21 protein-coding genes and 1 pseudogene are annotated in these 21,801 nt (G+C 68.1%); 7 read left to right on the top strand and 15 right to left on the bottom strand.

Going from position 1 to position 21,801, the window contains the following annotated elements; genetic code table 11:
• Positions 1–253 precede the first annotated feature (253 nt).
• Positions 254–625 carry a BlaI/MecI/CopY family transcriptional regulator gene (locus tag MLE64_RS05860; RefSeq protein WP_243316855.1) on the top strand — a complete coding sequence of 124 codons (372 nt, stop codon included), beginning with the start codon at positions 254–256 and terminating at the stop codon, positions 623–625.
• Entirely contained in the window at positions 625–2,376 is a 1,752-nt protein-coding gene (locus tag MLE64_RS05855; RefSeq protein ID WP_243316854.1) for a transglycosylase SLT domain-containing protein, read from the top strand. The genes MLE64_RS05860 and MLE64_RS05855 overlap by 1 nt, the downstream gene beginning before the upstream one ends.
• Positions 2,377–2,435: 59 nt before the next feature.
• Here MLE64_RS05855 and MLE64_RS05850 read toward each other — a convergent pair whose 3' ends face one another.
• From MLE64_RS05850 to MLE64_RS05830, 5 genes are all read right to left on the bottom strand, one after another.
• Complete coding sequence (locus tag MLE64_RS05850; protein WP_243288661.1) at positions 2,436–2,636, bottom strand: hypothetical protein; 201 nt, start codon at positions 2,634–2,636, stop codon at positions 2,436–2,438.
• Between the two features lie 166 nt (positions 2,637–2,802).
• Positions 2,803–3,297 carry a crossover junction endodeoxyribonuclease RuvC gene (gene ruvC, locus MLE64_RS05845; RefSeq protein WP_243316853.1) on the bottom strand — a complete coding sequence of 165 codons (495 nt, stop codon included), beginning with the start codon at positions 3,295–3,297 and terminating at the stop codon, positions 2,803–2,805.
• On the bottom strand, positions 3,294–5,600 hold the full coding sequence (locus MLE64_RS05840) for a ribonuclease R family protein (RefSeq protein ID WP_243316852.1): 2,307 nt from the start codon (positions 5,598–5,600) through the stop codon (positions 3,294–3,296). Before MLE64_RS05840 ends, ruvC begins: the two co-directional genes overlap by 4 nt.
• A gap of 29 nt (positions 5,601–5,629) precedes the next feature.
• On the bottom strand, positions 5,630–6,517 hold the full coding sequence (locus MLE64_RS05835) for a hypothetical protein (RefSeq protein ID WP_243316851.1): 888 nt from the start codon (positions 6,515–6,517) through the stop codon (positions 5,630–5,632).
• A 330-nt stretch (positions 6,518–6,847) separates the two neighbouring features.
• Positions 6,848–7,669 carry a hypothetical protein gene (locus MLE64_RS05830; protein WP_243316850.1) on the bottom strand — a complete coding sequence of 274 codons (822 nt, stop codon included), beginning with the start codon at positions 7,667–7,669 and terminating at the stop codon, positions 6,848–6,850.
• A 38-nt stretch (positions 7,670–7,707) separates the two neighbouring features.
• On the opposite strand from MLE64_RS05830, the gene MLE64_RS05825 reads away from it, so the two are divergent.
• Positions 7,708–8,712, top strand: coding sequence for a glycosyltransferase family 9 protein (locus MLE64_RS05825; RefSeq protein WP_243316849.1), 1,005 nt, complete (start codon positions 7,708–7,710; stop codon positions 8,710–8,712).
• On the opposite strand, the gene MLE64_RS05820 is transcribed toward MLE64_RS05825, so the two are convergent.
• Positions 8,699–9,055: a cytochrome c3 family protein gene (locus MLE64_RS05820; RefSeq protein WP_243316848.1), complete on the bottom strand. Its 357-nt coding sequence runs from the start codon at positions 9,053–9,055 to the stop codon at positions 8,699–8,701. The genes MLE64_RS05825 and MLE64_RS05820 overlap by 14 nt on opposite strands.
• Before the next feature lie 312 nt (positions 9,056–9,367).
• Here MLE64_RS05820 and MLE64_RS05815 point away from each other — a divergent pair, with 312 nt between their 5' ends.
• Entirely contained in the window at positions 9,368–10,366 is a 999-nt protein-coding gene (locus tag MLE64_RS05815; RefSeq protein ID WP_243316847.1) for a PstS family phosphate ABC transporter substrate-binding protein, read from the top strand.
• A 60-nt stretch (positions 10,367–10,426) separates the two neighbouring features.
• Here MLE64_RS05815 and cysS read toward each other — a convergent pair whose 3' ends face one another.
• A complete protein-coding gene (cysS, locus tag MLE64_RS05810) occupies positions 10,427–11,869 on the bottom strand; it encodes a cysteine--tRNA ligase (RefSeq protein WP_243317297.1) in 1,443 nt (480 codons plus the stop codon).
• Positions 11,870–11,925: 56 nt separating this feature from the next.
• Between cysS and MLE64_RS05805 the strand changes: the two genes are divergently transcribed.
• The gene (locus MLE64_RS05805; protein ID WP_243296050.1) at positions 11,926–12,570 is read left to right on the top strand and encodes a GAF domain-containing protein; all 645 of its coding nucleotides are present in this window, start codon (positions 11,926–11,928) and stop codon (positions 12,568–12,570) included.
• On the opposite strand, the gene MLE64_RS05800 is transcribed toward MLE64_RS05805, so the two are convergent.
• Complete coding sequence (locus MLE64_RS05800; RefSeq protein ID WP_243316846.1) at positions 12,558–12,950, bottom strand: acyl-CoA thioesterase; 393 nt, start codon at positions 12,948–12,950, stop codon at positions 12,558–12,560. The two genes, MLE64_RS05805 and MLE64_RS05800, sit on opposite strands and share 13 nt — an antisense overlap.
• A gap of 64 nt (positions 12,951–13,014) precedes the next feature.
• The gene (locus MLE64_RS05795) at positions 13,015–13,362 is read right to left on the bottom strand and encodes a hypothetical protein (RefSeq protein ID WP_243295996.1); all 348 of its coding nucleotides are present in this window, start codon (positions 13,360–13,362) and stop codon (positions 13,015–13,017) included.
• A gap of 168 nt (positions 13,363–13,530) precedes the next feature.
• On the opposite strand from MLE64_RS05795, the gene MLE64_RS05790 reads away from it, so the two are divergent.
• Positions 13,531–13,938: a thioredoxin family protein gene (locus MLE64_RS05790; protein WP_243316845.1), complete on the top strand. Its 408-nt coding sequence runs from the start codon at positions 13,531–13,533 to the stop codon at positions 13,936–13,938.
• A gap of 84 nt (positions 13,939–14,022) precedes the next feature.
• Here the strand turns inward: MLE64_RS05790 and MLE64_RS05785 are convergent, their stop codons facing one another.
• The 6 genes and pseudogenes from MLE64_RS05785 to MLE64_RS16020 all read right to left on the bottom strand — a co-directional run.
• Complete coding sequence (locus MLE64_RS05785; protein ID WP_243316844.1) at positions 14,023–15,561, bottom strand: vWA domain-containing protein; 1,539 nt, start codon at positions 15,559–15,561, stop codon at positions 14,023–14,025.
• Positions 15,558–16,514: a VWA domain-containing protein gene (locus MLE64_RS05780; protein ID WP_243316843.1), complete on the bottom strand. Its 957-nt coding sequence runs from the start codon at positions 16,512–16,514 to the stop codon at positions 15,558–15,560. Before MLE64_RS05780 ends, MLE64_RS05785 begins: the two co-directional genes overlap by 4 nt.
• Positions 16,511–17,266: a hypothetical protein gene (locus MLE64_RS05775; RefSeq protein ID WP_243316842.1), complete on the bottom strand. Its 756-nt coding sequence runs from the start codon at positions 17,264–17,266 to the stop codon at positions 16,511–16,513. Before MLE64_RS05775 ends, MLE64_RS05780 begins: the two co-directional genes overlap by 4 nt.
• A gap of 83 nt (positions 17,267–17,349) precedes the next feature.
• On the bottom strand, positions 17,350–18,114 hold the full coding sequence (locus MLE64_RS05770) for a DUF58 domain-containing protein (protein WP_243316841.1): 765 nt from the start codon (positions 18,112–18,114) through the stop codon (positions 17,350–17,352).
• A 214-nt stretch (positions 18,115–18,328) separates the two neighbouring features.
• Complete coding sequence (locus MLE64_RS05765) at positions 18,329–19,759, bottom strand: DUF4139 domain-containing protein (RefSeq protein WP_243316840.1); 1,431 nt, start codon at positions 19,757–19,759, stop codon at positions 18,329–18,331.
• A gap of 481 nt (positions 19,760–20,240) precedes the next feature.
• A pseudogene (locus MLE64_RS16020) lies at positions 20,241–20,369 on the bottom strand (family 1 glycosylhydrolase); the annotation flags it as partial.
• A gap of 213 nt (positions 20,370–20,582) precedes the next feature.
• Here MLE64_RS16020 and MLE64_RS05755 point away from each other — a divergent pair.
• Positions 20,583–21,464, top strand: coding sequence for a restriction endonuclease (locus MLE64_RS05755; protein ID WP_243316838.1), 882 nt, complete (start codon positions 20,583–20,585; stop codon positions 21,462–21,464).
• The last annotated feature ends 337 nt before the right edge of the window (positions 21,465–21,801 follow it).

The following is a 21,801-nucleotide window of genomic DNA, read 5'->3' as shown; positions in this document are numbered from 1 at the left end:
CACGGGGCGACCGTTCACGCCAGCCCCTTCCGGCCCGTGATCCTAGTGGCCGAGACAATTGGGCACCCTTCGGGGTGCCCTTTTGTTGTCCGGGGGTTCCGCGCTGCGCGCATACCCCCGGGCCCCCGCGCACAAGCCCTGCAGAGCCGGGCTTGTGCTTTCCCTCGCTTGTCGGCGTTCCCTTTTCAAGGGAGCCCTTGACAATCGGCCCGATCTACACAAAATGGTCTACATCATCTTGTGTAGGATTCCCATGAAGCGACCGATCAAACCGACCGACGTGGAGCTCAAGTTCCTGCGGGTTCTCTGGGACCTGGGACCGTCCACCGTGAAGGAGGTGCATGCCCGCCTGAACCTCACGGAGGAGTACGCCTACACCGGCGTCCTGCGGATGCTCCAGGTGATGCTGGACAAGGGCCTGGTGACCCGGGACGAGCGGCAGCGCAGCCATGTCTACGCCCCGGCCCACAGCCGGGCGGCCATGGAGGGGGGGCTGGTGGCCGATCTGAGCCAGCGCCTCTTCGGAGGATCCGCCGCTGCCCTGGTGCTCGCGGCCCTCCGCTCAGGCCCCGTCAGTCCCGAAGAAAAGGCCCGTATCCGCGAGCTGCTGGGGAAGGAGGACTGATGGCCGCCGCCGTGCAGATCCTGGGATGGGCCCTCGTCCACGCTCTCTGGCAGGACGGCCTGCTGGTAGCCCTGGCGGCCCTGGGCGGGCTCCTTCTTCGAGGCCGCGCTCGGCATGCCATGAATGGCCTGATTCTGGCCCTCTGCCTGGGGCTGCCTGCTGGCACGGCATGGCACTTCCACCGTGCGGAACCGCTGGGAGTCGGTCCGGTCCAGGTGGCCGAGGTCGCCCAGGCTGACCTGGCCGCCTTCCTGCCCCTGGCGGACAGGACCTCCAGACCCCTGCTGGTGCGGCTGGAGGCCGCGCTCCAGCCACGTTTGCCCATCCTGGTCGTTCTCTGGGCGGTGGGAGCGAGCCTCATGGCCCTGCGCCTGGGCGGCGGGTATGCCCTCAGCCTGAGCTGGAAGCGGAGGGGCGTCCCGGCCCCCGGGGAATGGCAGGGCACGCTCGATGCCCTGGCCCGGCGCCTGGGGATCCTGCGCAAGGTCCGGCTCCTCCTGGTGGGGCAGGGCCAATCGCCCCAATCGCCTGTAGCCCTCGGGCTCTGGAAACCGGTGGTGCTCCTGCCGGCGACCCTGCTCACGGGCCTCCCGCCCGGTTATCTGGAGGCCCTCCTGGCCCATGAACTGGCCCACGTGCGCCGCCTGGACTACCTGGCCAACCTCCTCCAGGGCATCGCGGAAACCCTCCTCTTCTTCCACCCCGCCATCTGGTGGCTTTCGGCCAGGATCCGGGCCGAACGCGAGGAACTCGCCGATGACCTGGCGGCCGGGATGCTCGGCGATCCGCGGCGCCTGGCTTTGGCCCTCAACGCGCTGGACGACATCCAGCGGCCCCTTCCCCACCTGCTGTTCCCGGCCCTCGCGGCCCGAGGAGGACACCTGCTCACGCGCATCGAACGTCTGCTTTCTCCGAAGCCTGTCCGGGGCCCCCTCGGAGGTGCCCTGATTCTCTTGCTGATCCCCGGCCTGGCGTTCGCCCTGCGGGCGGCGGCTCCGGTGTTCCCGCCCATCGGGGCTCCCGTCCCGGTGATCGCCCAACTGGATGCCCTGGCGGCCCGGGAGGGCCTGGATCCCCAGCTGCTCCGCAGCATGGCCTGGGTGGAGAGCGGCTTCAATGCGGCCGCCAGGAGCCCCAGGGGCGCCACGGGCCTGCTCCAGGTCATGCCCGAAACCGCCCGGAAATACGGCGCGACGGACCCGGACGATCCCGCCCAGGTCATGGCGGCAGGGGCGAAGTACCTGCGCTTCCTGCTGGACCGCTACCAGGGGGAGGTCCAGAAGGCGGTGGCGGCCTACAACTGCGGTGAGAAGGCCCTGGACGAGGGACGCATCACCGAGGAGGCCACCCGTTACCGGAGCCTGGTGATGGACGTGCTGGCCGCCAAGGCCGTGCAGCCGGAGACCCCGCTGGCGGAAGGGGAGATCCAGGGCGTCATCCGCCGCGGCGGAGGAGGCCGGATCTCACTCCAGCTTCGCGCCAGCGGCCGGGGAAACCTGAAGCTGGAGATCCTGCCGGCCGAGGGCACCGGGGTGCTGGGAACCGTCCAGATCGGGGAGAAGCGCCAGGACGGAACCTACGCCGTGGACCCCTGGACGGAGGCCAGGCCCAGGATTCTGCTGGATGCCTCCAAGGCCGGGGCCAGCCTGGTGATCCGTGGCGAGGATCCCGGCATCGGCTGGCGGGGCGAAACCCGCGTGCTGCTGGACGCCCCCTGGAAGACCTTCACCTTCCAGATGAAGAAGCCGTGAGGCTCTCCCGTACGCAGAACGGCCCGGCATCGCCGGGCCGTTCTGCGTAGGATCCGGCCTCAGGCCGCGAACGTCCGATGGCTGCGGTGCATGACCTCGGCCTCGAGCTCGGCTTCGAGGGCCTGCACCTGGCGGAGGACGGCGAGGCCGCGCGGGGAGGCGCTCATCTTGGACTCGAGCTGGTTGAAGACCTCGTGCAGCCGTTCGGCGGTGGTCCAGAAGGCGGGGTTGTGCTGTCGAACGCTGGCATCCATGTGCATGGCCACTCCACTGCTTGCTGGACATCATCATCGTCTTTGATGATTCCCAATGCTAGTGATAGACATCACAAGAAATGTCACGAGTTACGAACATTTTTGTCATGGTCGCCATGACAATCCCAGAAGCCCTTGAAAAACATGACATACAGGTTGTCAACGGGGTGGATCAGACCCGTCGGGTGGCCAGCAGATGGCCGATGGCCACGGCGGCGGCGTCGGCCGCGTCGGCGGCCAGCGGCTCCCGCAAGTTCAGCAGGGTCATGACCATCTTCCCCACCTGGCTCTTGTCCGCCCAGCCGTAGCCGCTGACGGCCTTCTTCACCTGCATGGGGTTGTAGTCGCCCACGGGCAGGCCGTGGAGGGCCGCCGTCAGCAGGATGCCGCCGCGGATCTGGCCCAGCTTCAGGGCGGTGGCGGCGTTCTTCTCCACGAAGGGAGACTCCACGGCCATGAAGCCCGGCCCGTGGGCGGCGATGGCCTCCGCCAGGCGCTCGTGGATGCGCAGGGCCCGCTGATCGAAATCGGCGCCCCGGGGGCTGCGGATGACGCCCGCCTCCACCAGGGTCAGGCGCGAACCGAAGCGCTCCACCACCGCCCAGCCGCAGGCCAGGGAGCCCGGATCCACCCCCAGGCAGCGCACGGGTGATGGCGCGACGATCACCGGCCCTTCCGCTTGCCGGTGCCCCGCACACTGCCCTTCGGCGGCTTGGGGCTCGCTTCCCGGCGTTTTCCGCCCGTCTCGCGGGCCTTTCCACCCGCCTCGCGGACCTTCTTCGGCGGCCGACCCTTTGGAGGCGCCTCGTGGCGCACTTTGGGTTCCCTCGCCCGCGCTCCGCCCCCCCGCCTCGGCTTTTCGAAGTCCCCTTCCCGCAGCGTCGCAGGCGCTGCGAGCGTCGGCACGAAGGTGAAGGCCTTGCCGTGGGCATCCTGGGCCTTGGCTTCGGTCATCCAGGCGCTGATGCGGCGCAGGTCCTCGTCCACGGCGGTGACCTCGACCTCCACGGCATCGCCAATGGTGAGCACCACGGATCCGCGGAGGCCGGTGGCCTTGGTGCGGTGCTCGTCGATCCAGAATCTGCCGCCCAGGGCCGCCAGAGGCACGCCCACCTCCACGAAGGGCGCGTCGAGCGTGATGAACGCCACCTTGGCGGAGAAGCCCTGGATGCGGCCCCGGAACCGCTGCCCAATGCGGGACTTCATCAGAAGGCAGGCCTTCCACTTGTCGTTCTCGCGCTCGGCCTCGGTGGCCTTCTGCTCGGCGTCGCTGGCGCCCTTGGCCAGCACGGCCAGGTGGCTATGGAGAGCCTCGGGCAGGCGCTCACCCCGCAGGACCTTGCGCAGCAGGCGGTGAACGATGAGGTCCGGGTAGCGGCGGATGGGGCTGGTGAAGTGCAGGTAGTCCTGGAGGGCCAGGCCGGAATGGCCGATGTTCTCGGCGCTGTACTCGGCCCTCTTGAGGCTGCGCAGCAGCAGGGTATTGATCATCACCTCCAGGGGGCCGCCCCGGATCTTGTCCAGCATGGCGTTGAGGTGCTCGGGCGTGGGGGTCTCCTTGGGCTTCAGCAGTCCGAAGGTGCGTGCCACCTCCGCGAAGATCTCCAGCTTCAGCGGGTCGGGCTCGTCGTGGATGCGGTAGATGGTGGGGACCTTCTTCCGCGTGAAGAACTGGGCCACGGTCTCGTTGGCCAGCAGCATGAACTCCTCGATCATGCGGTGGGCGTCGTGGCGCGGATAGCGGCGGGCATCCACGGGACGGCCCTCCGCGTCGAAGATGAACTCGGCCTCCTCGGTGTCCAGGTTCATGGCGCCCCGGCCCAGGCGGGCCACGGTGAGGCGCCTCGACAGCACCAGCGATTCGTCCAGCAGGGCGCAGAGGTCCTCGCCCAGCTCGGCCCGTTTCCGCGTCGAGAGGTCGATGCTGGCCTCCTTCACCTCGTCGTAGGTGAGGCGCTTCGCGCTGCGGATGACGCTCTCGGAGAGCCGCGTCTCCACCACCTCCAACTCGGGCGAGATCGTCATCCAGGCCGTCATGGTCAGGCGGTCCACGCCTTCGCGCAGGCTGCACAGATCCCCGCTGAGGCGATCCGGGATCATGGGGATGGCCTCGTCCGGGAAATACACCGAGGTGCCCCGCAGGCGGGCCTCCTCGTCCAGGGGGCCGTTCTCGGTCACATAGTGGCTCACGTCCGCGATGTGCACGCCCAGCAGCCAGCCGCCGCCTTCGGACTTGGGCAGCGCCTCCAGGCTGATGGCGTCGTCGAAGTCCTTGGCCGTGGGCGGGTCCACGGTGCAGGTGAGCGTCTCGCGCAGATCCTCGCGGCCCTGGATCCATTCGGCGGGGATGGTCGTGGGGAAGGGCGCCAGCTCCTTCATCACGCCGTCCGGGAAGGTCGTGCGCAGGTTGAAGAGGGCCGCGGTCAGCCTGTTCTCGATCTTCAGGTCGGTCTTCTTGCCGAGGCGGGCCACCACGGTGCCGTGCAGCTGCTTGGCCTCGGGATCGGCATCCAGCTTCACGCTCACCAGCTCGCCATCCTCGGCCAGGTCCGTGGGCGGCACGGAGATGATCTGGGAGAGCCGCGGTTCCAGGGGCACCACACGCCAGCCCCAGGGCTGCTTCTGAAGCGTGCCGGGCAGGGGGATCTCGCCGCGGCCCCGAACCTCCAGCACCCGGGCCTTGAGGCGCCCGTCCCAGCCCTCGCCGCTGACTTCGGCCAGGACCTTGTCGCCGTGGATGGCGCCGTGGGCATCCCGCCAGTCCACGAGGAGGTCCATGCCGGGGCCCTTGGGCATTCCGGCCAGGCGCAGGAATCCGCCGGCGCCTTCAGGGTGGCCCAGGAAGGTGGCCTCGAAGGTTTCGTACGGACGAAGCCCCGCGGCAGGCCGCGGGGCTTTCGGGGATTCCCGCCGATCGGGCGTGCGGGCCGGGGGACGGACGGGGATGCGGGAGGCGGAACGGCGGGCCATGTCCTCAGGGTACAAGGCCCAGGAGGGGTTCAGCCCTTCTTTCCCTTCTTGGCGGGCTTGGCGGGCTTCACCGGCGTGGCCGGGGCCTTCCCGAACAGGACGTCGAGCTGGTGTTGGACCTTCTTGCTCTCAGGATCCACGACGGACAGGCGGTACAGGAAGCGCGCCTTGCCGGCCTTGTCGCCCTGGGCCTCGAGGTAGGCCGGGCTGGAGACCACGGCCTCGACCCACTTGAGCTTGTCGCCCTTGCCGGCCTTGTACTCCTCCACCTGGTTGGCCTCGCCCTTGAGCTTCTCCTCCATGACCTTCACCAGGGGATCATAGGCCTCGGTCTCGCGCTTGGTGACGTCGAGGTAGGTCTGGAAGAACTTTACCCACTTGGCGTCATCCGCCTGTTCCTTCTCCACCCCCAGGGCGAGGTCCAGCTCCTGGCGCTCGCCGGGATCGAGAACGCTCTTCCCCTTCAGCTCCTTGATGCGGGCGTCGTTCTCCTCGAGCACCTGCTTGGCCCGGGCGCCGGCCTGGGTGTAGTAGGTGACGGTCTGGCCGAAGGGCTCCTTGATCGCATCGTAGCTTTCGGCGGCCAGGGCCTTGGCGGTCTTCGCGTATTCCAGGGCCTTTTCCCAGTAGCCGGCCGCGTCCGCGGTTTCCACGGCCATCCGGTAGGCCTGGCCGAGGTCCATGTAGGTCACGGCGCTCTGGACCAAGGTCTGGTTGTCCTTCTTGTCAAAGACGGGCTTGGTGGCGGGAAGCAGGCTCTCGGCCCGCTTCATGGCCTCGGGGTACTGGAGGTCCGCCACCAGCTTGTCCACGGCCGGGCGTTCAGCCTTCAGCCGGTCCCCGAGGGACGCGGCGGGCGCCTGGGCGATCAAGGCGGCGGGGAGGAGCAGGGCAGGAAGTAGGGCGAATGTACGCATCAGCATGACCCAAAGTTGAGGGGGCGTCCCCCGGGGGAAAACGTCCATTGTGGTTCCATGGTCCAGCTTTGACTAGCCTGCCTTTTATCTCGACTTATCCCAAAGCTTCGGCCATCCGGCGAGCGGTGAGCATCGGAGACCGTAGGCGATGTCAGCTGATGGTTTCAGGCCGGCCCCGGATCTCGGCCTTGATCCTCGCCATGTCCTCGCGCTCGATCCTCCGCGCGGGGACACCGCCCCGCGAACCCCGGCGGGTGGCGCAGCGGGCTGCGGGGCAGCCTGCGAAGCCGGGACCCGGCGAGCGGTGAGCATCGGAAACCGTAGGCGGTGTCACCTGATGGTTCCGGGCAGGCCCCGGATCTCGGCCTTGATCCTCGCCATGTCCTCGCGCTCGATCCTTTGCGCGGGGACACCGCCCCAGGTCTCTCCCGCCCCCACCCGGCTCCCCGGCAACACCACGCTCTCGGGCAGGATGGTGGCGTCGTCGCCGATGACCACGTCGCCCATGATGCAGCAGGCCAGGCCGAGGGTGGCGCGGTGCCCGACGGTCACAGGGGCGATGACCAGATTCCCGGCGCCGCCGTAATGGGCGCAGAGGCGCACACTGCCGCCCAGCGCCGCGTCGTCGCCGATGGTGATGAGCTGGGGGTCGCTGATGTATTCCGTGTTGATGAAGGCATGGCGCCCGACCTTCATGCCCATGGCCTTGAGGAACCACACCCCGAAGGGCGTGAGGGTCACGAAGGGCAGGAAGGTGTAGCGCACCAGGTAGAAGAGCCCGTTGTGGAGGAACCAGGGCACGGCATGCAGGGTGTAGTAGCCGCCCTTGAAGGGCTTCACCCGGGTGGGCAGCAGCCAGTTGTAGAGGGGGACCACCACCAGCAGGGTCAGGCCGAAGATGAAGAAGCAGACGGCCAGGGCGATCCCCTGGGCCACCCAGGGCAGGACGCCGGGGAGCCTCTGCAACCCCGGATGGACCTGGGCCCAAGCCCACAGGGCTGGCGCCAGGGCCAGGCCCAGCGCCGTGGAGACGAGGGCGTACATCAGCAGGACCGCCACCATGTAGGCGCTCCTGCCGAAGCGGCGGAGCAGGCGATCCAACCCGTTGAGGGCCGGGGGATTCTTGGACTGGTCCAGGGCGAAGGGCTTCATGCCCCCAGCCTAGCGACATCGGCAGGTAGCATGGGGGCATGGATCTGGTCCTGCTCCGCCTCTCCGCCCTCGGTGACATCCTCCGGGTGATGCCGGCCTGGGCCAACCTCCGAGAGGCCTTCCCGGAAGCGCGCTTCCGGGCCGTGGTGGAGGACCGCCACGCGTTCCTGCTGGAACCGCTCCCCTGGCTGGAACCGGTGATCGTGCGCCGGAAGCGCCTCTCGAATCCCTTGTCGGCTCTGCCGGAGCTGCGGCGGGTGGCGGGCCTGGTGCGGGATGCCGAAGCCAGCCTCGATTTCCACGGCATCCTCAAGGCGGCCCTCATCCCGAAGCTGGCGGCCATCCCCGAGCGCTGGGGTGATGGCGTCACCAAGGAGTTCGCCGGGTCGCTCCAGACCCATCCGCTCCCCTTCCGCCACCAGACTCGGTACGACCAGGCCCTGGGGTTGGCCGAGGCCTTCGGGCGGGGCCGGGGCATACCAGGCCTGGGCCGCTTCAGGCCCGTGCTCCAGGCGGTGGATCTGCCGGATCCTGGCGAGGTCTGGCCGGTCCGGACAAAACCTCGCGCTGTGCTGGTGCCCGGCGCCTCCCGCCGCGGCGCCATCAAGCGCTGGCCCCTGCGCCACTGGATCACCCTCGCCGGGATGCTGAAGGACCGGTGGGACCTGCGGTGGTCCCTGGGCCCCGAAGAGGAGGACCTCCGCGGCTGGCTGCCGGCGGAAACCGGGGTTCCGGCCCTGCCGCGCCTGGGCTTCTGGCAGCTGGCGGCGGCCCTGCGGCAGGCGGATCGGGTGGTGGCACCGGATACGGGCCTCCTTCACCTGGCGGTCGTCCTGGGCGTGCCGGCCCTGGGCCTCTACGGCTCCAGCGATCCCGTGGTGGCCGGCCTGCCCGTGGGCGCCGGCCGCGTGCTCCGCACGGGCATCAGCTGCTCCCCGTGCCGGGAACGCGCCTGCCAGCGGCGCCAGTGTCTGGAGGAACTGGCCCCCGAGGCGGTTCGGGCCGCCCTCCTGGAATCGCCGGGGACCCTCAGCGGATATTGAACTTGAACTTGCCCTCGTGGCATTCCAGGCACTTCACCTTGGGAGCCTGATGCTGACGGTGGCATTCGGTGCAGGGGATCTCACCCAGGTGGGAATCGTGGGGGTTGGGTTTCACGTCCTTGGTCAGGGCCTTCATGGCGGGGTAGTCGCCGTGGCAGGTCATGCAGGAATCGGAAGCCACGGCCTTCTTGGTGGGCTTCTCCTCGTGGTGGCAGTCGAAGCAGTGGACACCCGCCTTCGCATGGTGCTCCGGCAGCTTGTGGGTGGCTGGATCCTGGGCCCACATCGGCGCCGCCATGAGCAGGCCGCAGAGCAGGCTGGCTAGACAACGGGCAAGTGCCATGGCGATCCCTCGGGCCGGCGGGGCGGGGCCGCCAGATTCACGAGCAGTCTACCGGAGCCCGGATCCCGATCCAGGGGACAGAATCCAGGGCGGTTCCGCAGATGCAGACCTGGAGGGCGTTTTTGCCTCCGGCGTGATCCGGGTCACGTTTCCATGCGGGGGCCGGGGGGATTGGGGTTCGGGTGTACGATGGCGACCTAAAGGGCATTTATGGCGGCATCTTTCCAGGTCATTGGCAGTTAACCGGGGAACACTCAGGGGACCGGCAGGGGGGGATCCCGGTCGGAACGCCTGATTCAACAAGGGGTCCATATGAGAGGGAACCACACCTACCTCGCCGCGGGCATGGCCGTGGCATTGGGGATGTCCTGTTTCACTGGGCTCCAGGCCCAGACAGCCCAGACCCGGGCCAAGGTGCCCGCCTCGATTCCCCGCTACCAGGCCCAGGCCGCGGTGAAGGGTCCCATCGACCTGCCGGGGGCGGACGAGCTCATGGATCTCGGCGACGAGTGGTCCGCCGGCTTCCGGAAGTTCCATCCTGAAGCCAACCTGATCTACCGGTCGAAGCTCACGAAAGAGGCGGTCAAGGACTTCCAGGACGGTACCGCCCTGCTCATCCTCGCCGACCGCGAGTTCACGTCCGAAGAGACCAAGGCCTTCCAGACGAAGTTCGGCTACATGCCCATGCGCATCCCCGTCTGCCTGGACGCGAACATCGTCTTCGTCAACAAGGCCAATCCGATCACCTCCATCACCATGGAGCAGCTGGACGCCATCTATTCCCGGACCCGCCTCGGCGGCAGCAAGGCGCCGGCGCTCACCTGGGGCGACCTCGGAGTCAAGGGCGAGTGGGCCAAGATGCCCATCGTCGCCTATGCGCGGGCCGAGGGGACGAACACGCGCACCTCGTTCGCCGCTCAGGCCATGCTCAAGGGAGAGTATAGGCCCGGCATCCAGGAACGCGGCGACTCCTCGGCGCTGGCCGAGGCCGTCATGACGGACCGCGCGGGTATCGCCTTCGGCACCATGGCCTCCTGGTACTTCGCCAACAAGGTGCTGCCGGTAACGCCCTATCACCTCGAAGACGCCCGCTTCCCGAACCAGGACGCGGTCACCACCAGCAAGTACCCCATGCCCCGGCTCTTCTACGCCTACCTGAACCGGACCCCTGGCCAGCCCCTTCCAGCTCCGGTGAACGAGGTCATCCACTTCCTCCTGACCCAGGAAGGGCAGAACGCCGTGGCCGATTCCGGCCTCCTTCCCGGTCCCCCGGAGTTCCTCCAGATCGCGTTGAAGCGTCTCAGCCGCTGAGGCCATCACACAGAAAGGCCCTCATGCCGCGGCATGAGGGCCTTTCTGCGTGAGAAAAGGCTATCCCCGTCGCCAGCCGACCGTTCCGTCCTTGCGGTCCTCCAGCACGATGCCCATGGCCTTGAGCTGGTCGCGCACTCGATCGGCTTCGGCCCAGTTCTTGGAGGCCTTGGCGGCCTTCCGGGCCTCGATGAGGGCTTCCACCTCGGCATCCAGGCTGGCCTCCTCGTGGGGCCAGGCGGCGAAGATGGCGTCGGCCTCGTCCAGGAAGGCCAGGACAGCGTCGCGCTCCTCGCGGGTGAGGGCCACGTGGTCGTCCTGGGCGTTGAGGTCGCTGATGAGGGTGAAGATGGCGGCGAGGGCCTCGGGGGTGTTGAGGTCGTCGGCCATGGCCGCCCAGAAGGCCTCCCGGGCTTGGTCCAGGCGGACGGTGGGATTGATCGCCTCCGCCCAGGGACCGCCGCCGGCCTGGCCCTCGCCTTCCATGCGCTTGCGGAAGGCCCGGATTCGCTTCAGGGAGTTCTCGGCGGCGCGCAGGCCCTCGAAGCTGAAGTTCAGCACCTTGCGGTAGTGGTTGCTCTGGATGGCGTAGCGCAGGGCGATGGGGTCCACGCCCTTCGTGATGAGGTCGCGCAGGGTGAAGAAGTTCCCCAGGCTCTTGGACATCTTCTGGCCTTCCACCAGCAGGAACTCGCCATGGACCCAGTGCTCCACCCAGCGGTGGCCGAGTTTGCCCTCGCTCTGGGCGATCTCGTTCTCGTGGTGGGGGAAGATTAGGTCCACGCCGCCGCTGTGGATGTCCACCCGCTCGCCCAGCAGCTCCATGCCCATGGCCGAGCACTCGATGTGCCAGCCGGGCCGCCCGGGGCCCCAGGGGCTGTCCCAGGAGGGCTCGCCGGGCTTGGCGGCCTTCCACAGGACGAAGTCGGTGACAGAGTCTCGTTCGTATTCGTCGGCGTCCACGGAGGCGCCTGCCTGCATACCCTCCCGGTCCAGGTGGGCCAGGCAGCCGTACTGGGGCAGGCCGGCGATGCGGTAATAGACGCTGCCTTCGCGGACGTAGGCCAGGCCCTTGGCTTCGAGATCCTGCACCAGGCGGATCATCTGGGGGATGTAGGCGGTGGCCCGGGGCAGGAAGTCCGCCTTCCGGATGCGGAGTGTGTCCAGGTCCTCCAGGAAGATGGCCGTGAAGCGCTCGGTGAGGGTGGTCATGGCCCCGTGGCGGGCCTCGTTGGAGGCGTCCGCGGGCAGGCCGCCCTGCGAATCCCGGATGATCTTGTCCTCCACATCCGTGATGTTCATGCAGTGGCGGACCTCGTGGCCAGCGGCCTGGAAGGTCCGCTTGAGCAGGTCCTGGAAGAGGAATGTCCGCAAATTTCCAATGTGTGCGTAGTTGTAGACCGTGGGACCGCAGGTGTACAACGAGAGTGACCCCGGCACCACAGGCACCACGGGTTCGATCTTTCGGGTCAGGGTGTTGAAAAGGGAGATCGGCCGCCGCATCTTCATGGCACTAGGTAACCATCTTTATCGCTTCTTCTGAAGGCTTCGTGTGCCCCATGGGTTTCTTCGGTGGAAAGACCAGGGACCTCGCGTCGGTGGGACGGGAGGACCGGCTGCGTCAGCTTGAGGAAGAGAACCGGGCGCTCCGGAACCGCATGGCGGAGACCCAGGAGCTGGTGCGGCACCTGGACGAGGATCGGGACCTCCTCCTGGGCGCCGCGAAGCGCCTCCGCCCCGGCCTCTCCCCGCGCGAGCTGGGCGAGGCCCTCATGGAGGTCTGCTTCAAGCCCCTGGGCCTGGCCTGCTTCTACGTGGCCCTGGCGGACTGGGACAACGACCAGCTTCAGTTCGTGTTCTACCACGAGGGCGGGCGTCTCCGGCAGCACCCGTCCCGGCGGCTCTCGGATCGGGCGGGCCTGTCCGAACGCGTGCTCTCCGGCCACCGGGCCATCTACATCCGGACCATGGAGGAGGGGCAGGCGGCTGGAAGCCTCCTGACCGCCGCGGAACAGGCCACGGGCCTCATCCCCCATTCCTGGTACGGCATCCCGCTGGGAACGGGCGGGCGGCCCGTGGGTCTGGTGAGCTTCCAGAGCTTCCAGACCGATGCCTTCAGCGAGAGCCGGCGGGGGGTCATGGATGCCCTGGCGGCCCTGCTGTCCAATTGCCTCTGTCTGCAGGCCGAGCTTCAGGGGCGCTGAATCAGCTCCAGGAGATCATCCGGCAGCACCCGGGCGCGGTTATCGGAGCCGGCCACTAGGTGGGTGCTCTCTCCCTCGGCCAGCAAGGTCCCGTTGCGTTCGATGCGGTAGCCGAACACGACGCGGCGGCGGCCGGTTTCCCGGAGGAAGGTCCGGACCTGCACCAGTTCGTCATAGCGGGCCGGTGAACGGAAGCGGACGCGGATCTCGTTGACCACCAGGCGCACGCCCCGGGCTTCCCAGTCCGCGTAGCTCTGGCCCAGCTCCCGCAGGAAATCGCTGCGGCCCAGCTCCATCCACACCGGATAGGTCGCGTGGTGGACGATGCCCATGGCATCCGTCTCGGCGTAGCGCACTCGGAGTTCGGTCAGAGATTCCATGGTTCCAGCGTACACAAAGAGGCCCCGCGTGGCGGGGCCTTGAGATGCGCGGAGGGGCTCCCGGCTACTCGACGGTGACGCGGATGTGATCGCCCTTGTCCGTGGTGACTTCCAGGAGCAGGTCGCCCGGCTTGGCGTCGGACAGCAGCTTCTGGAGCTGTTCGGGCTTCATGCCCTTCTTCGTCTCGCCATTGATCTTGATTTCCCCTTCGCCGGCCATGTCGAGGATGCCGTTGGCCAGGCTGATGGGCATGCGGACATGCACTTCACTGGGGCCATCCGCACCCTTGTGCCTGGCATGGTGCTGGAAGGATTTGGAGACGATATCCACCTTGAGGAACCGCGCGGTCTGCGCGGACAGAGGGAGACTGAGGCTGGCCGCCAGGGCCAGCGGGATCATGACGGCGCGCATGGGCGGCCTCCTTGGAAGGAAAGGGGTTCGGCACTCGCCGATTCACCTGGGATTACGGGGTTCTGACCCGCCGGATTAGCCCGGGTATCCTGGGAGATGGAACGGAAGCCCGGTTGGCTCCATCCAACGTTCTGTGCGGTGCATCCGCCCTCTCTCCGGAGTTCCAGCATGAAAGCCCTCGCCGCCCTCCTGCTCATCGCCGCGCCCCTGGTGGCCCAGGGACCCGTGAAGTGGGAGCACGACTACCAGACCGCCCTCAAGCGCGCCAAGGCCGAAAAGAAGGTCATCTTCATGGACCTCTGGACCGAGTGGTGCCCGCCCTGCCAGTACCTTCAGAAGAATGTCTTCCCCAGCGCCGAGGGCCAGGCCGCCCTCGCCAAGGTGGTGCCCTTCTCCGCCCTCGTGGAGAAGCGGGACCGCACCCCCATGCCCGAGGGGAAGAAGCTGGCCGATAAGTTCGGCCTCGAAGCCTTCCCGACCATGGTGATCCTCGACGCCAACGGCAAGGAGGTCCGCCGCCAGGTGGGCGCCTTCCGCACCGGCGCCGAGTTCGCGGCCTGGCTGGGGGCGAAGTAGCTATCAGCTGTCAGCCATCAGTAAAAGCACGGCGGCCTCCGGGCCGCCGTTTCTTTAGCTGACGGCTGATAGCTGACAGCCCGATTACAGATCCTTCACCCCTCCCGGGGTCTTCGGGGGCTTGGGCAGGCGCTGCTTGATGCCCTCCAGCTCGTCCTGCTGGGCACCCATGCTGGGGCGGGGCGGCGGGGGGGGCGGAGGGGTCTTCGGATTGGGTGGTGGCGGCGTGGCGTCCTTCACCAGGGTCTGCAGATCGTGGATGGCGTCCGGCTGGCCCGGATGTTCCAGCAGCAGGCGTTCCAGCAGGGCCCGGGCTTCGGCGGGACGCCTGGCCTCGAGGTGCGCCCGGGCGGCCAGGAGCAGGGCGGGCGTCCGCCAGGGCGGCAGGGGCCGCGGGGCTCCCTGGCCCACCAGGGGAGACAGGGCCTTCAGGGCCTCATCGGGAAGGCCGGTCCTCAGGTCGATCTGGGCGGCCAGGAGCACATGGGAGGGCTTGGCGTCCCCCGGACGCCACCGGCGGGCCCCAGGCAGATCCCCGTTCTCCAGGGCCCGCTGGGCGAACCAGGCCTTCACGCTGGGGGGCGCCCAGGCCTTCCCGGACTGGGCCCGGAGGGGCGCGGCCAGGGCCAGCAGGAGGAGCAGGGCGGGCCGCCACCGGGCCATGGGCTTGCCGGCGAAGGCCAGCCAGAGGGCCAGTCCCGCCAGGGCCAGCCAGGCGCCCACCTCGGGATGGGCCGGCTGGAGGGAACGCCGGGCCGGCAGGGGCAGCCTGCCGGCGGCCAGGGACTGGAGCCCCGCGGCGGCGGTCTCGCCGTTCGTGAACACCTGGCCCCCGGTGGCCTGAGCCAGGCGGGCCAGGAAGTCCGGGTGGGCGGTGCTCACGGCGGGTTCGGCCGCAGAGGCTTGGGCCGATGGTTGAGTGGGGGGTTGGCCTTCGGGTGCGGGCCTGGCGGGCACGGCGTGGGGTTGGCCGTCTCCCAGGGCAAGTACGCAGACCGGGAGCTTCGCCTTCTTCAGGGACTCCACGGCGCGGGCCAGTGCGATCTCAGGAACCTCCCAGGTCTCTTCGCCGTCGCTGAGCAGGAGGATGACGGCGGGCGCCTCGCGGTCCGCCTGGGCGGCCACCTGGGGCAGACCGCGGCCCAGGCTGGTGCCTGGGGAGCCCACCTCGCCGGGTACCACAGCCCGCAGCGCCTCGCGGAGCAGGGTGCGGTCCTCCCCGGGGGGCTGGAGGGGGATGTCGTCGCCGGTGAGCAGGTCCAGGCTCCATCGCAGGCCGGCCTGGGGTTGGGACCAGATGCGATCGAGGGCGGCCACGGCAGCGTCCCAGCGCGAGCGGCCCCCGGCATCGGGCACGGTCATGGATCGGCTGGCGTCCAGCACCACATGCACGGTCAGCCTCGGGAACTCCGGCAGACCCCAGCGGGGTTCCGCCAGGCCGAGCCCCAGGCCCGCCAGCATGAGTGCCATGCCCAGGCCCTGCCAGAGCGGGCGCTGGCCCACCACCTGAACGCCCAGGCCCGGTCGCAGGTGGGCGCGCAGGGCGAGGGCGAGGGCCACGACCGCCGCCGCGCCGGAGGGCGCCAGCAGCCAGGGATGGGTGAAGGGGAGGTTCATGTTCATGGCCCCTCCACCCAGGCGGGCCGCGGCTTGCCGCGCTTGAAGGCGAGGTCTGCGGCCAGGGGCAGCGCCAGGAGGGTCGCCGCCAGGAGGAACCAGCGCGCCAAGGGCTCGCCCTCCGTGGGCTGATCCACGGGCAGGAGCGTCTTCTCCAGCTGGTCAACGGAGGCGAGGCTGCGGGCCAGGCCGCCGGGATCCTCGGCGCTGAAGGACTCGCCGCCGGTCAAGTGGGCCACCTGCCGCAGGGTGGCGTGGTCCACCTCCACGCGGAGGCGGGCGAAGCCGCCGCCCTCCAGGGGCACCAGGCTCTCGCCGTCGGTGCCGATGGCCACGGCGTGGATGCGGATGCCGTTGCGCTGCGCCTCTTCCGCGGCCTCCACGGGGGTCACCCGGCCGCGGTTCTGCACGCCGTCCGTGATGAGGAGGATCACGCGGCTGCGGGCGGGGCTGTCCTCCAGGCGCCGCACGGCGGTCATGAGGGCGGAACCGATGGCGGTGCCGTCGTCCCGGCTGTCCAGGTCGAGGCGGGCCAGCATGCGGAGCAGGCGCGTGTGGTCGGCGGTGAGGGGGCTGAGGGTCACTGGGTGGGCGCTGAAGAGGATGAGGGCGAAGCGGTCGTCGGGCCGGCGCTGGACGAACTGGGCCAGGGTGCGGCGGGCCGCGTGCCAGCGGTCCTCGTCGGGCCGGTCGAGGATCTTCATGCTGCTGCTGCCATCCAGCACCACGGCGAAGTCCACCACGGGAGCCTCGCCTCGCACAGGTCTACGCCACTCGGGGCCCGCCGCGGCCAAGCCCAGGGCCAGGGCCAGCACCGGCGGCAGCCAGTGGGAGCTGAGGCGCGCCAACGCGCTGGAGGGCCGCGACGAGGGGATGCCCCAGCGGTAGACCACCCGCCAGGCCCAGACCAGCAGGGGCACGGCCACCAGCAGCAGGAGGGGCTGGCGCAGGGCGATCACGCGTCCCCCTTCTGGTCGCCGCGGGCGTCCAGGGCCGCCACCAGCGGCTCCGGGGCCGGGAAGGGCGGCTCGGTCCGACCGAAGCGGGCCGCATCCAGGCTCCTGGTCCACTGGTCCCAGGGGCCCAGGTTGCGGGCCTGGAACTCCGCGGGACCCCAGGCGCGCGCGGCATCCCCGAAGCGGGCGGCCAGCAGGTCGCGGCCCAGGGCGTGGGCGGCGTCGAGGGCGGTGCGATCCCGCCGGGCCGGGGGCCAGTGCCGGCGGAAGACCTGGGCCGCGTGGTGCAGGCGGCGCTTGGCCGAGCCCTTCCGCCAGCGGCGGATGATCCAGAAGGCCAGCGCGAGGGGGGGCAGCAGCAGGAGGCTGGCCCAGGCCCAGGGGAAGGGGATGGCGGGCAGGAGATCCTCGTTCCCGCCGCCGAAGCCCACCCAGGGTCCGCCATAGGGGATGGTGCGGGGCACGTCCAGCCGCAGCTCCGGAGCCCGCTGGCCATTGCCCAAGTCCAGGGCGGGGATCACCGCCAGCCCCGGCTCCAGGGCCTGCACCTGGAAGCGCCAGCCCCGCCCGTCCGGCAGGGGCTCCATGGAGCGCAGGCGCAGGGGCCCCAGGCGATCCTCCACCGTGGGCCGCGGAGGGGCGGGTGCCGCAGGATCCTCCTCCCGCAGCTCCAGCACCTGGAGTTCACCCAGCTTCAGCGGACCGGCCGACTTCCATGTGGGCGCGGCACCGGCCCACAGGCCCATTGCCAGCAAACATGCGATCTTTTGATATCTCGGAATCCGCGCGCGGATTCCGAGCCAGGACAGGCGAAGGACGGAACCACCCATCTCCATACCTACGCCCCTCCCGCCCGGAGCCAGGCGTTCAGCTTCACGATGGGATCCTCCAGAAGGTCCCAGCGTTGCCGCTCGATGGCGGGGGAGAAGCCGGGGTCGGGCCAGGTCGGGGCCTTGGGCCCCTCGGGCGTCTCCGGCTGGAACCACACCAGCCGGTGTCGCGTGGCCAGGGGCTTCAGGAGGGGCGCCAGGCCCTGCAGGCCCGCGCCGTTGCTGAAGAGCCAGAGGCGGTGCCCCTTGCCATGCTCGCCCCAGTGGCCCAGGGCCTCGCGCCAGGCGGCCTCCGTGGGGATGGAGGGACCGCGCTCGGCCAGGGTCTCCAGGATGCGGAGGCCGTGGATGCGGCCCCGCTTGGGCGCGATGCGCAGGGCCGGGGTGCGGCCGTCGCCGGGGACGATGAGGCCCAGGCGGTCGCCGGTGGCCTGGAGGGTGGCGAAGGCGGCGCCGCAGAGTTCCAGGGCCCAGCGCAAAGGCGAGACCGGATCGCCCAGGAACATGGAGGGCGAGGGGTCCACCACCAGCCACAGCACCAAGTCGCGGCTGCTCTCGAAGCGCTTCATGATCGGCTCGCCCGTCCGGGCGGTCAGGGGCCAGTTGATGAAGCGGGGATCGTCGCCCGGCACGTAGGGCCGGTTCTCCACGAAGGTGAGCCCCGCGCCCTTGAGCTTCGAGGGATGCAGGCCCTCGGTGCCGCCGCCCAGCCGCCCCCGGAGGCGCAGGGGCAGGCGTCGCAAGCGGGCGAGGAAACGGGCGGGGAGGGGCATGGCAGTTCAGTATGGCGGAATTCGGGGTCAGCCCTCAGTCTTCAGTCCTCAGGTAATGCTTTCCGTGGCGGCGCTTCGCGCTGCGCCATCCTTTTCCCTCGGTGTCGACCCATCCCTTTGGAGTGGCCTCATCCAAAGGCAAAATCAAGGCGCGGCCAGAGGCCGCTCCGGGATCTTTTACTGAGGACTGAGGACTGAGGCCAGGAGACTGCCCCTACCACCGCACCCGCACGCGGTACGTCAGCGTGGCCTTGCCTTCGGCGGGGACGGCCACCTGGAACTTACCGGTGCCGGCGGTGGCCTTGGTGCAGGGATGGCTGCTCTGGAGCACCTCCCAGTCGCCGGGCATGGGCTCCAGCACGGTGACGGTGACAGGCTCCTTCTTGGCGTTCTTCAGCTCGATCTCGTAGGCGGATTCGTGCACGAAGCCGAACTTCCCCTGCTTGCCGAGGCTCTTGTAGTCCGTCTGCTTCCGCCGGGCGGTGACGTCGAAGGCCTCGCCCAGCTTCAGGCGCACCAGCTCGTTCTTCGGGGTGTGGTCGATGCTGTCCTCGCCCACGAACTGGGCCCGGCCCTCGCCGTCCCGCTTGTAGACGCGGATGATGCCCTTGGGCAGCGGCATGCCCAGGCGGCTGGCCTCCTTGTTGTCGAACTCCACGAAGACGCCCACCTTCTGCTTGTCGCCCAGGTCGCCGTAGCTGCCGGAGTAGTAGTAGGCCTGACCCTGGAGGAGGTAATCCTTCCGCACCGGCACCGCGCTGGCGCTGAGGAGGGCCACCTGCTTGGTCTGGTTCACCGCCAGCGTCGTGGGGCGGTCCAGGGTGTAGAGGTGGTATTCGAAGAGGCTCTCCTCGGCCATGCGGGGTGCAGGTGGAGCGGCCTTCGCGGCCATCTCCGCCATGGCGTAGACGCGCTCAGGCCTGGGTTGGACCCGGTTCACATCCCCCGCCACCAGCTGCAGGGTGGCGTTGGGGTAGGCGGCGCCGCTCTGGTTGGTGAGGGTCACCCAGCCGCTGAGGTCGAGGGTCTTTTCGTCCGGCGCCAGATTGGCCACATAGTCGGCGCGCCAGGAGAGGCCGCCCGTGAGGTAGCTCAGCTCCAGCTTCTGCTCGCGGTCGGCGCCGCTGTTGAGGCTGATCACCAGGGTGGGCCGGGCCCGGAGGTTGCCGGGAACCTTCGGGAAGACGAGGCGGCCGGGGACGCTGGTCTCGATGCGGTCCGCGAACTGGAGCACCGTGCCGTTGTTGGTGGCCAGCACCGTGGCCTCCTCCCGCACCTCTTTGGCCCCCGCGCCGGATTCGTTGGGCACGCTGCGCACCACGGTTACTTTCTCGCCCACGTACTTCTCCAGCAGCTTCTGGGGCGTGAGCAGGTCGAAGTCGAAGTTCTGCTCCGCCACCCAAAAGTCTTTCGGGTGCGTCAGGTTACGCAGCAGGGCCGTTTCCGGCCGGATCTGGGCGGACACCTCCTGGAAGGCCAGCCGGGACTCGCCCTTGGGCAGCCGCACCTCCCGCGTGTCCTTCACCAGGGCCAGGTTGTCGTTGTAGATCGTGACCGCCAGAGCCTTCTGGTCCTTCAGTGTGGTAACGGCCTCCTGGGCGACCAGGAGCGAGGGCAGGGCGGCAAGCAGCAGGGCGGGGCGCATGGAACCTCCGGGGTCGGGCGCATCAGGGGCCCGGTAACTGGGTGATGCCGGGATTGACTGGATCCTTTCACGGTTTGGTAGAGCAAGCTGGCTCAGTGGCTTTTCGCGACATCTTCCTATGGGCTGGTCTGGACCTCGTAGGTGAGGATCGCCTCGCCACCAGGGGAGATCATGACCGTGAAATCCCAAGAGGTTGCGCCAGATCGGTGGCCAGCGTGATTTGTGCCTACGACTTGCCAATTCGGCAAGAGGGGCTCTCTGACAATCACTTCCGCAGGTTCCCTCAGAACACTTCGGATCCTCACCTCGACTCGGTACCTCCAGTAGAAGCTGGAGGCTCCCCGCAATCCCAGCCTGGTCAGCCAACCTGCCGGTAATCGCTTTTTATCCATGCCTCGTCGTTCCACATGAGGTCCCCGAGCGAGTCCGAAGTCAATCTCGATGCCCCCTCCAGGCGGGGTCTCGGGAAACTCGCTCAGTTCACCCTCCCCGGAGTCCGGCAGAAGGTATCCCAGATGGATGGTCCGCGCCCATCCTCCCGGGCAGCGCCCCGGACCAGGTAGCTGGCTGTGGCCGTGTCGAAGAAGAAGGAACGGGGGAAGCCCCGGATTTCGGCGCGGCGCCTGGTCGCCGGAAAGGGCAGCAGCGTGCCTGCCGCGCCCGTCAGGGCAGCCTTGAGGAGGTCTCGACGACCCAGATCTGGAAGCACGGGATTTCCTTAGTGGGGGCGGGACTATTCTACGAGGGGGAACCTCGGAGGCCCATGGCCTTCAGAACGTCAAAATAAACATCCGTGGCCTCGTCGGAGGTTGATAAATATTTCATGAGTGCCTGGGAACATCGAAACGTGGGAGAAACACCGTCGATGTCAGAGATCTCCAGGTCCCATTGTCGCTTCTGCGATAGCAAGTTGGTGTCGGACGAAATCAATGATCTCTGGGCAGGAACGTCGGCTCAGGTTGGCAATCTTCATCACGAGACCATCCAAGGCATGGCAGAGATTCATGGTGATTTCATCCTCCAGGAGATGGAGGTCATCGATGTCCCAGAAGAACATCCAGCAGTGCTCAGTGTGTGTCCGCAGTGTGGCTGGTGGATGGTTTCAAAAGATATTTTTCTTATTACGCGGAATCAGGACTGGCTCGCCATCTATGGTTCTGCAGCTCTGCTTCGGCCGTTCGACTTGTTAGACATTCGTCTGCCAACCGCCGAGGTACGACAATACTTAGCCGCAAAGTACCAAGATCGCAATAACGTGCACCCACGTCATTTCGAGCAAGTCGTCGCGAGTGTCTTTGCGAGCTGCGGTTTCCGCGCAGAAGCCACCGCCTACTCGGCTGATGGCGGCGTTGATGTCATTCTCAGCGATTGTTCCGGTCAAACCACGGCCGTTCAAGTGAAGAGGCGTAAGGGGGCGATCGAAGTCTCACAGATTCGGGAACTGCTTGGTGCCATGGTTCTGGGTCGACACACCAAAGGCATCTTTGTGACAACATCGCGCTTCAGCGCTGGCGCCTTCCAGGCGGCAAGTATCGCAACATCCCAGGGCCTTCCGATCGAGCTCGTTGACGGGCAGGAATTCCTTCGCCGCCTTCGCCTCGCGCAGGTGACTGACCATGCAAAGTACCGTGAGGACCTGATCGCAAACGTGACGAGTGGGCTTGCCCTTGGAACAGGCATCGAATTCCATCTCAACTCGTTATGAGGGAAAGCCAGATCCTTTTCCCATATTGGCCCATTCGATCAAGGATCCTCGTGATCTGTTCTTATCAAAGGCCCAGCCTCTTAACGAGATCTGTCCCTCGCTCGTCTATGAAATGAGTCGAATCGATGGTGTGAGGTCTGTGCTGGGGATGGCCGGTGGCCCAAAGTGGTGGCAGGCGCGCCTAGGGCTGGTCGCGGGGCTGCCACGGAGTATCGGAGGAAACCCCGGATCCCAGCCCCTTCAAGATCCGACTCCACGCCTGGTATAGCGCCCTCCCGGTGGCCGACAGCTGGTCAAAGAGCACTGCCGTTCGGACTTTGAGGTGTAGAAGATGCGG

The organism is Geothrix paludis (genome assembly GCF_022808815.1).
In the GTDB taxonomy this organism is placed as follows: domain Bacteria; phylum Acidobacteriota; class Holophagae; order Holophagales; family Holophagaceae; genus Geothrix; species Geothrix paludis.
This window is presented reverse-complemented; position numbering and strand designations above follow the sequence as displayed.

What these genes read in the sequence shown, in the direction of transcription:
- MLE64_RS05860 (WP_243316855.1), top strand. Translation starts at nt 254, where the DNA reads ATGAAGCGACCGATCAAACCGACCGACGTGGAGCTCAAGTTCCTGCGG.
- MLE64_RS05855 (WP_243316854.1), top strand. Translation starts at nt 625, where the DNA reads ATGGCCGCCGCCGTGCAGATCCTGGGATGGGCCCTCGTCCACGCTCTC.
- MLE64_RS05850 (WP_243288661.1), bottom strand. Translation starts at nt 2,636, where the DNA reads ATGCACATGGATGCCAGCGTTCGACAGCACAACCCCGCCTTCTGGACC.
- MLE64_RS05840 (WP_243316852.1), bottom strand. Translation starts at nt 5,600, where the DNA reads ATGGCCCGCCGTTCCGCCTCCCGCATCCCCGTCCGTCCCCCGGCCCGC.
- MLE64_RS05835 (WP_243316851.1), bottom strand. Translation starts at nt 6,517, where the DNA reads ATGCGTACATTCGCCCTACTTCCTGCCCTGCTCCTCCCCGCCGCCTTG.
- MLE64_RS05830 (WP_243316850.1), bottom strand. Translation starts at nt 7,669, where the DNA reads ATGAAGCCCTTCGCCCTGGACCAGTCCAAGAATCCCCCGGCCCTCAAC.
- MLE64_RS05825 (WP_243316849.1), top strand. Translation starts at nt 7,708, where the DNA reads ATGGATCTGGTCCTGCTCCGCCTCTCCGCCCTCGGTGACATCCTCCGG.
- MLE64_RS05820 (WP_243316848.1), bottom strand. Translation starts at nt 9,055, where the DNA reads ATGGCACTTGCCCGTTGTCTAGCCAGCCTGCTCTGCGGCCTGCTCATG.
- MLE64_RS05815 (WP_243316847.1), top strand. Translation starts at nt 9,368, where the DNA reads ATGAGAGGGAACCACACCTACCTCGCCGCGGGCATGGCCGTGGCATTG.
- cysS (WP_243317297.1), bottom strand. Translation starts at nt 11,869, where the DNA reads ATGCGGCGGCCGATCTCCCTTTTCAACACCCTGACCCGAAAGATCGAA.
- MLE64_RS05805 (WP_243296050.1), top strand. Translation starts at nt 11,926, where the DNA reads ATGGGTTTCTTCGGTGGAAAGACCAGGGACCTCGCGTCGGTGGGACGG.
- MLE64_RS05800 (WP_243316846.1), bottom strand. Translation starts at nt 12,950, where the DNA reads ATGGAATCTCTGACCGAACTCCGAGTGCGCTACGCCGAGACGGATGCC.
- MLE64_RS05795 (WP_243295996.1), bottom strand. Translation starts at nt 13,362, where the DNA reads ATGCGCGCCGTCATGATCCCGCTGGCCCTGGCGGCCAGCCTCAGTCTC.
- MLE64_RS05790 (WP_243316845.1), top strand. Translation starts at nt 13,531, where the DNA reads ATGAAAGCCCTCGCCGCCCTCCTGCTCATCGCCGCGCCCCTGGTGGCC.
- MLE64_RS05785 (WP_243316844.1), bottom strand. Translation starts at nt 15,561, where the DNA reads ATGAACATGAACCTCCCCTTCACCCATCCCTGGCTGCTGGCGCCCTCC.
- MLE64_RS05770 (WP_243316841.1), bottom strand. Translation starts at nt 18,114, where the DNA reads ATGCCCCTCCCCGCCCGTTTCCTCGCCCGCTTGCGACGCCTGCCCCTG.
- MLE64_RS05765 (WP_243316840.1), bottom strand. Translation starts at nt 19,759, where the DNA reads ATGCGCCCCGCCCTGCTGCTTGCCGCCCTGCCCTCGCTCCTGGTCGCC.
- MLE64_RS05755 (WP_243316838.1), top strand. Translation starts at nt 20,583, where the DNA reads ATGAGTGCCTGGGAACATCGAAACGTGGGAGAAACACCGTCGATGTCA.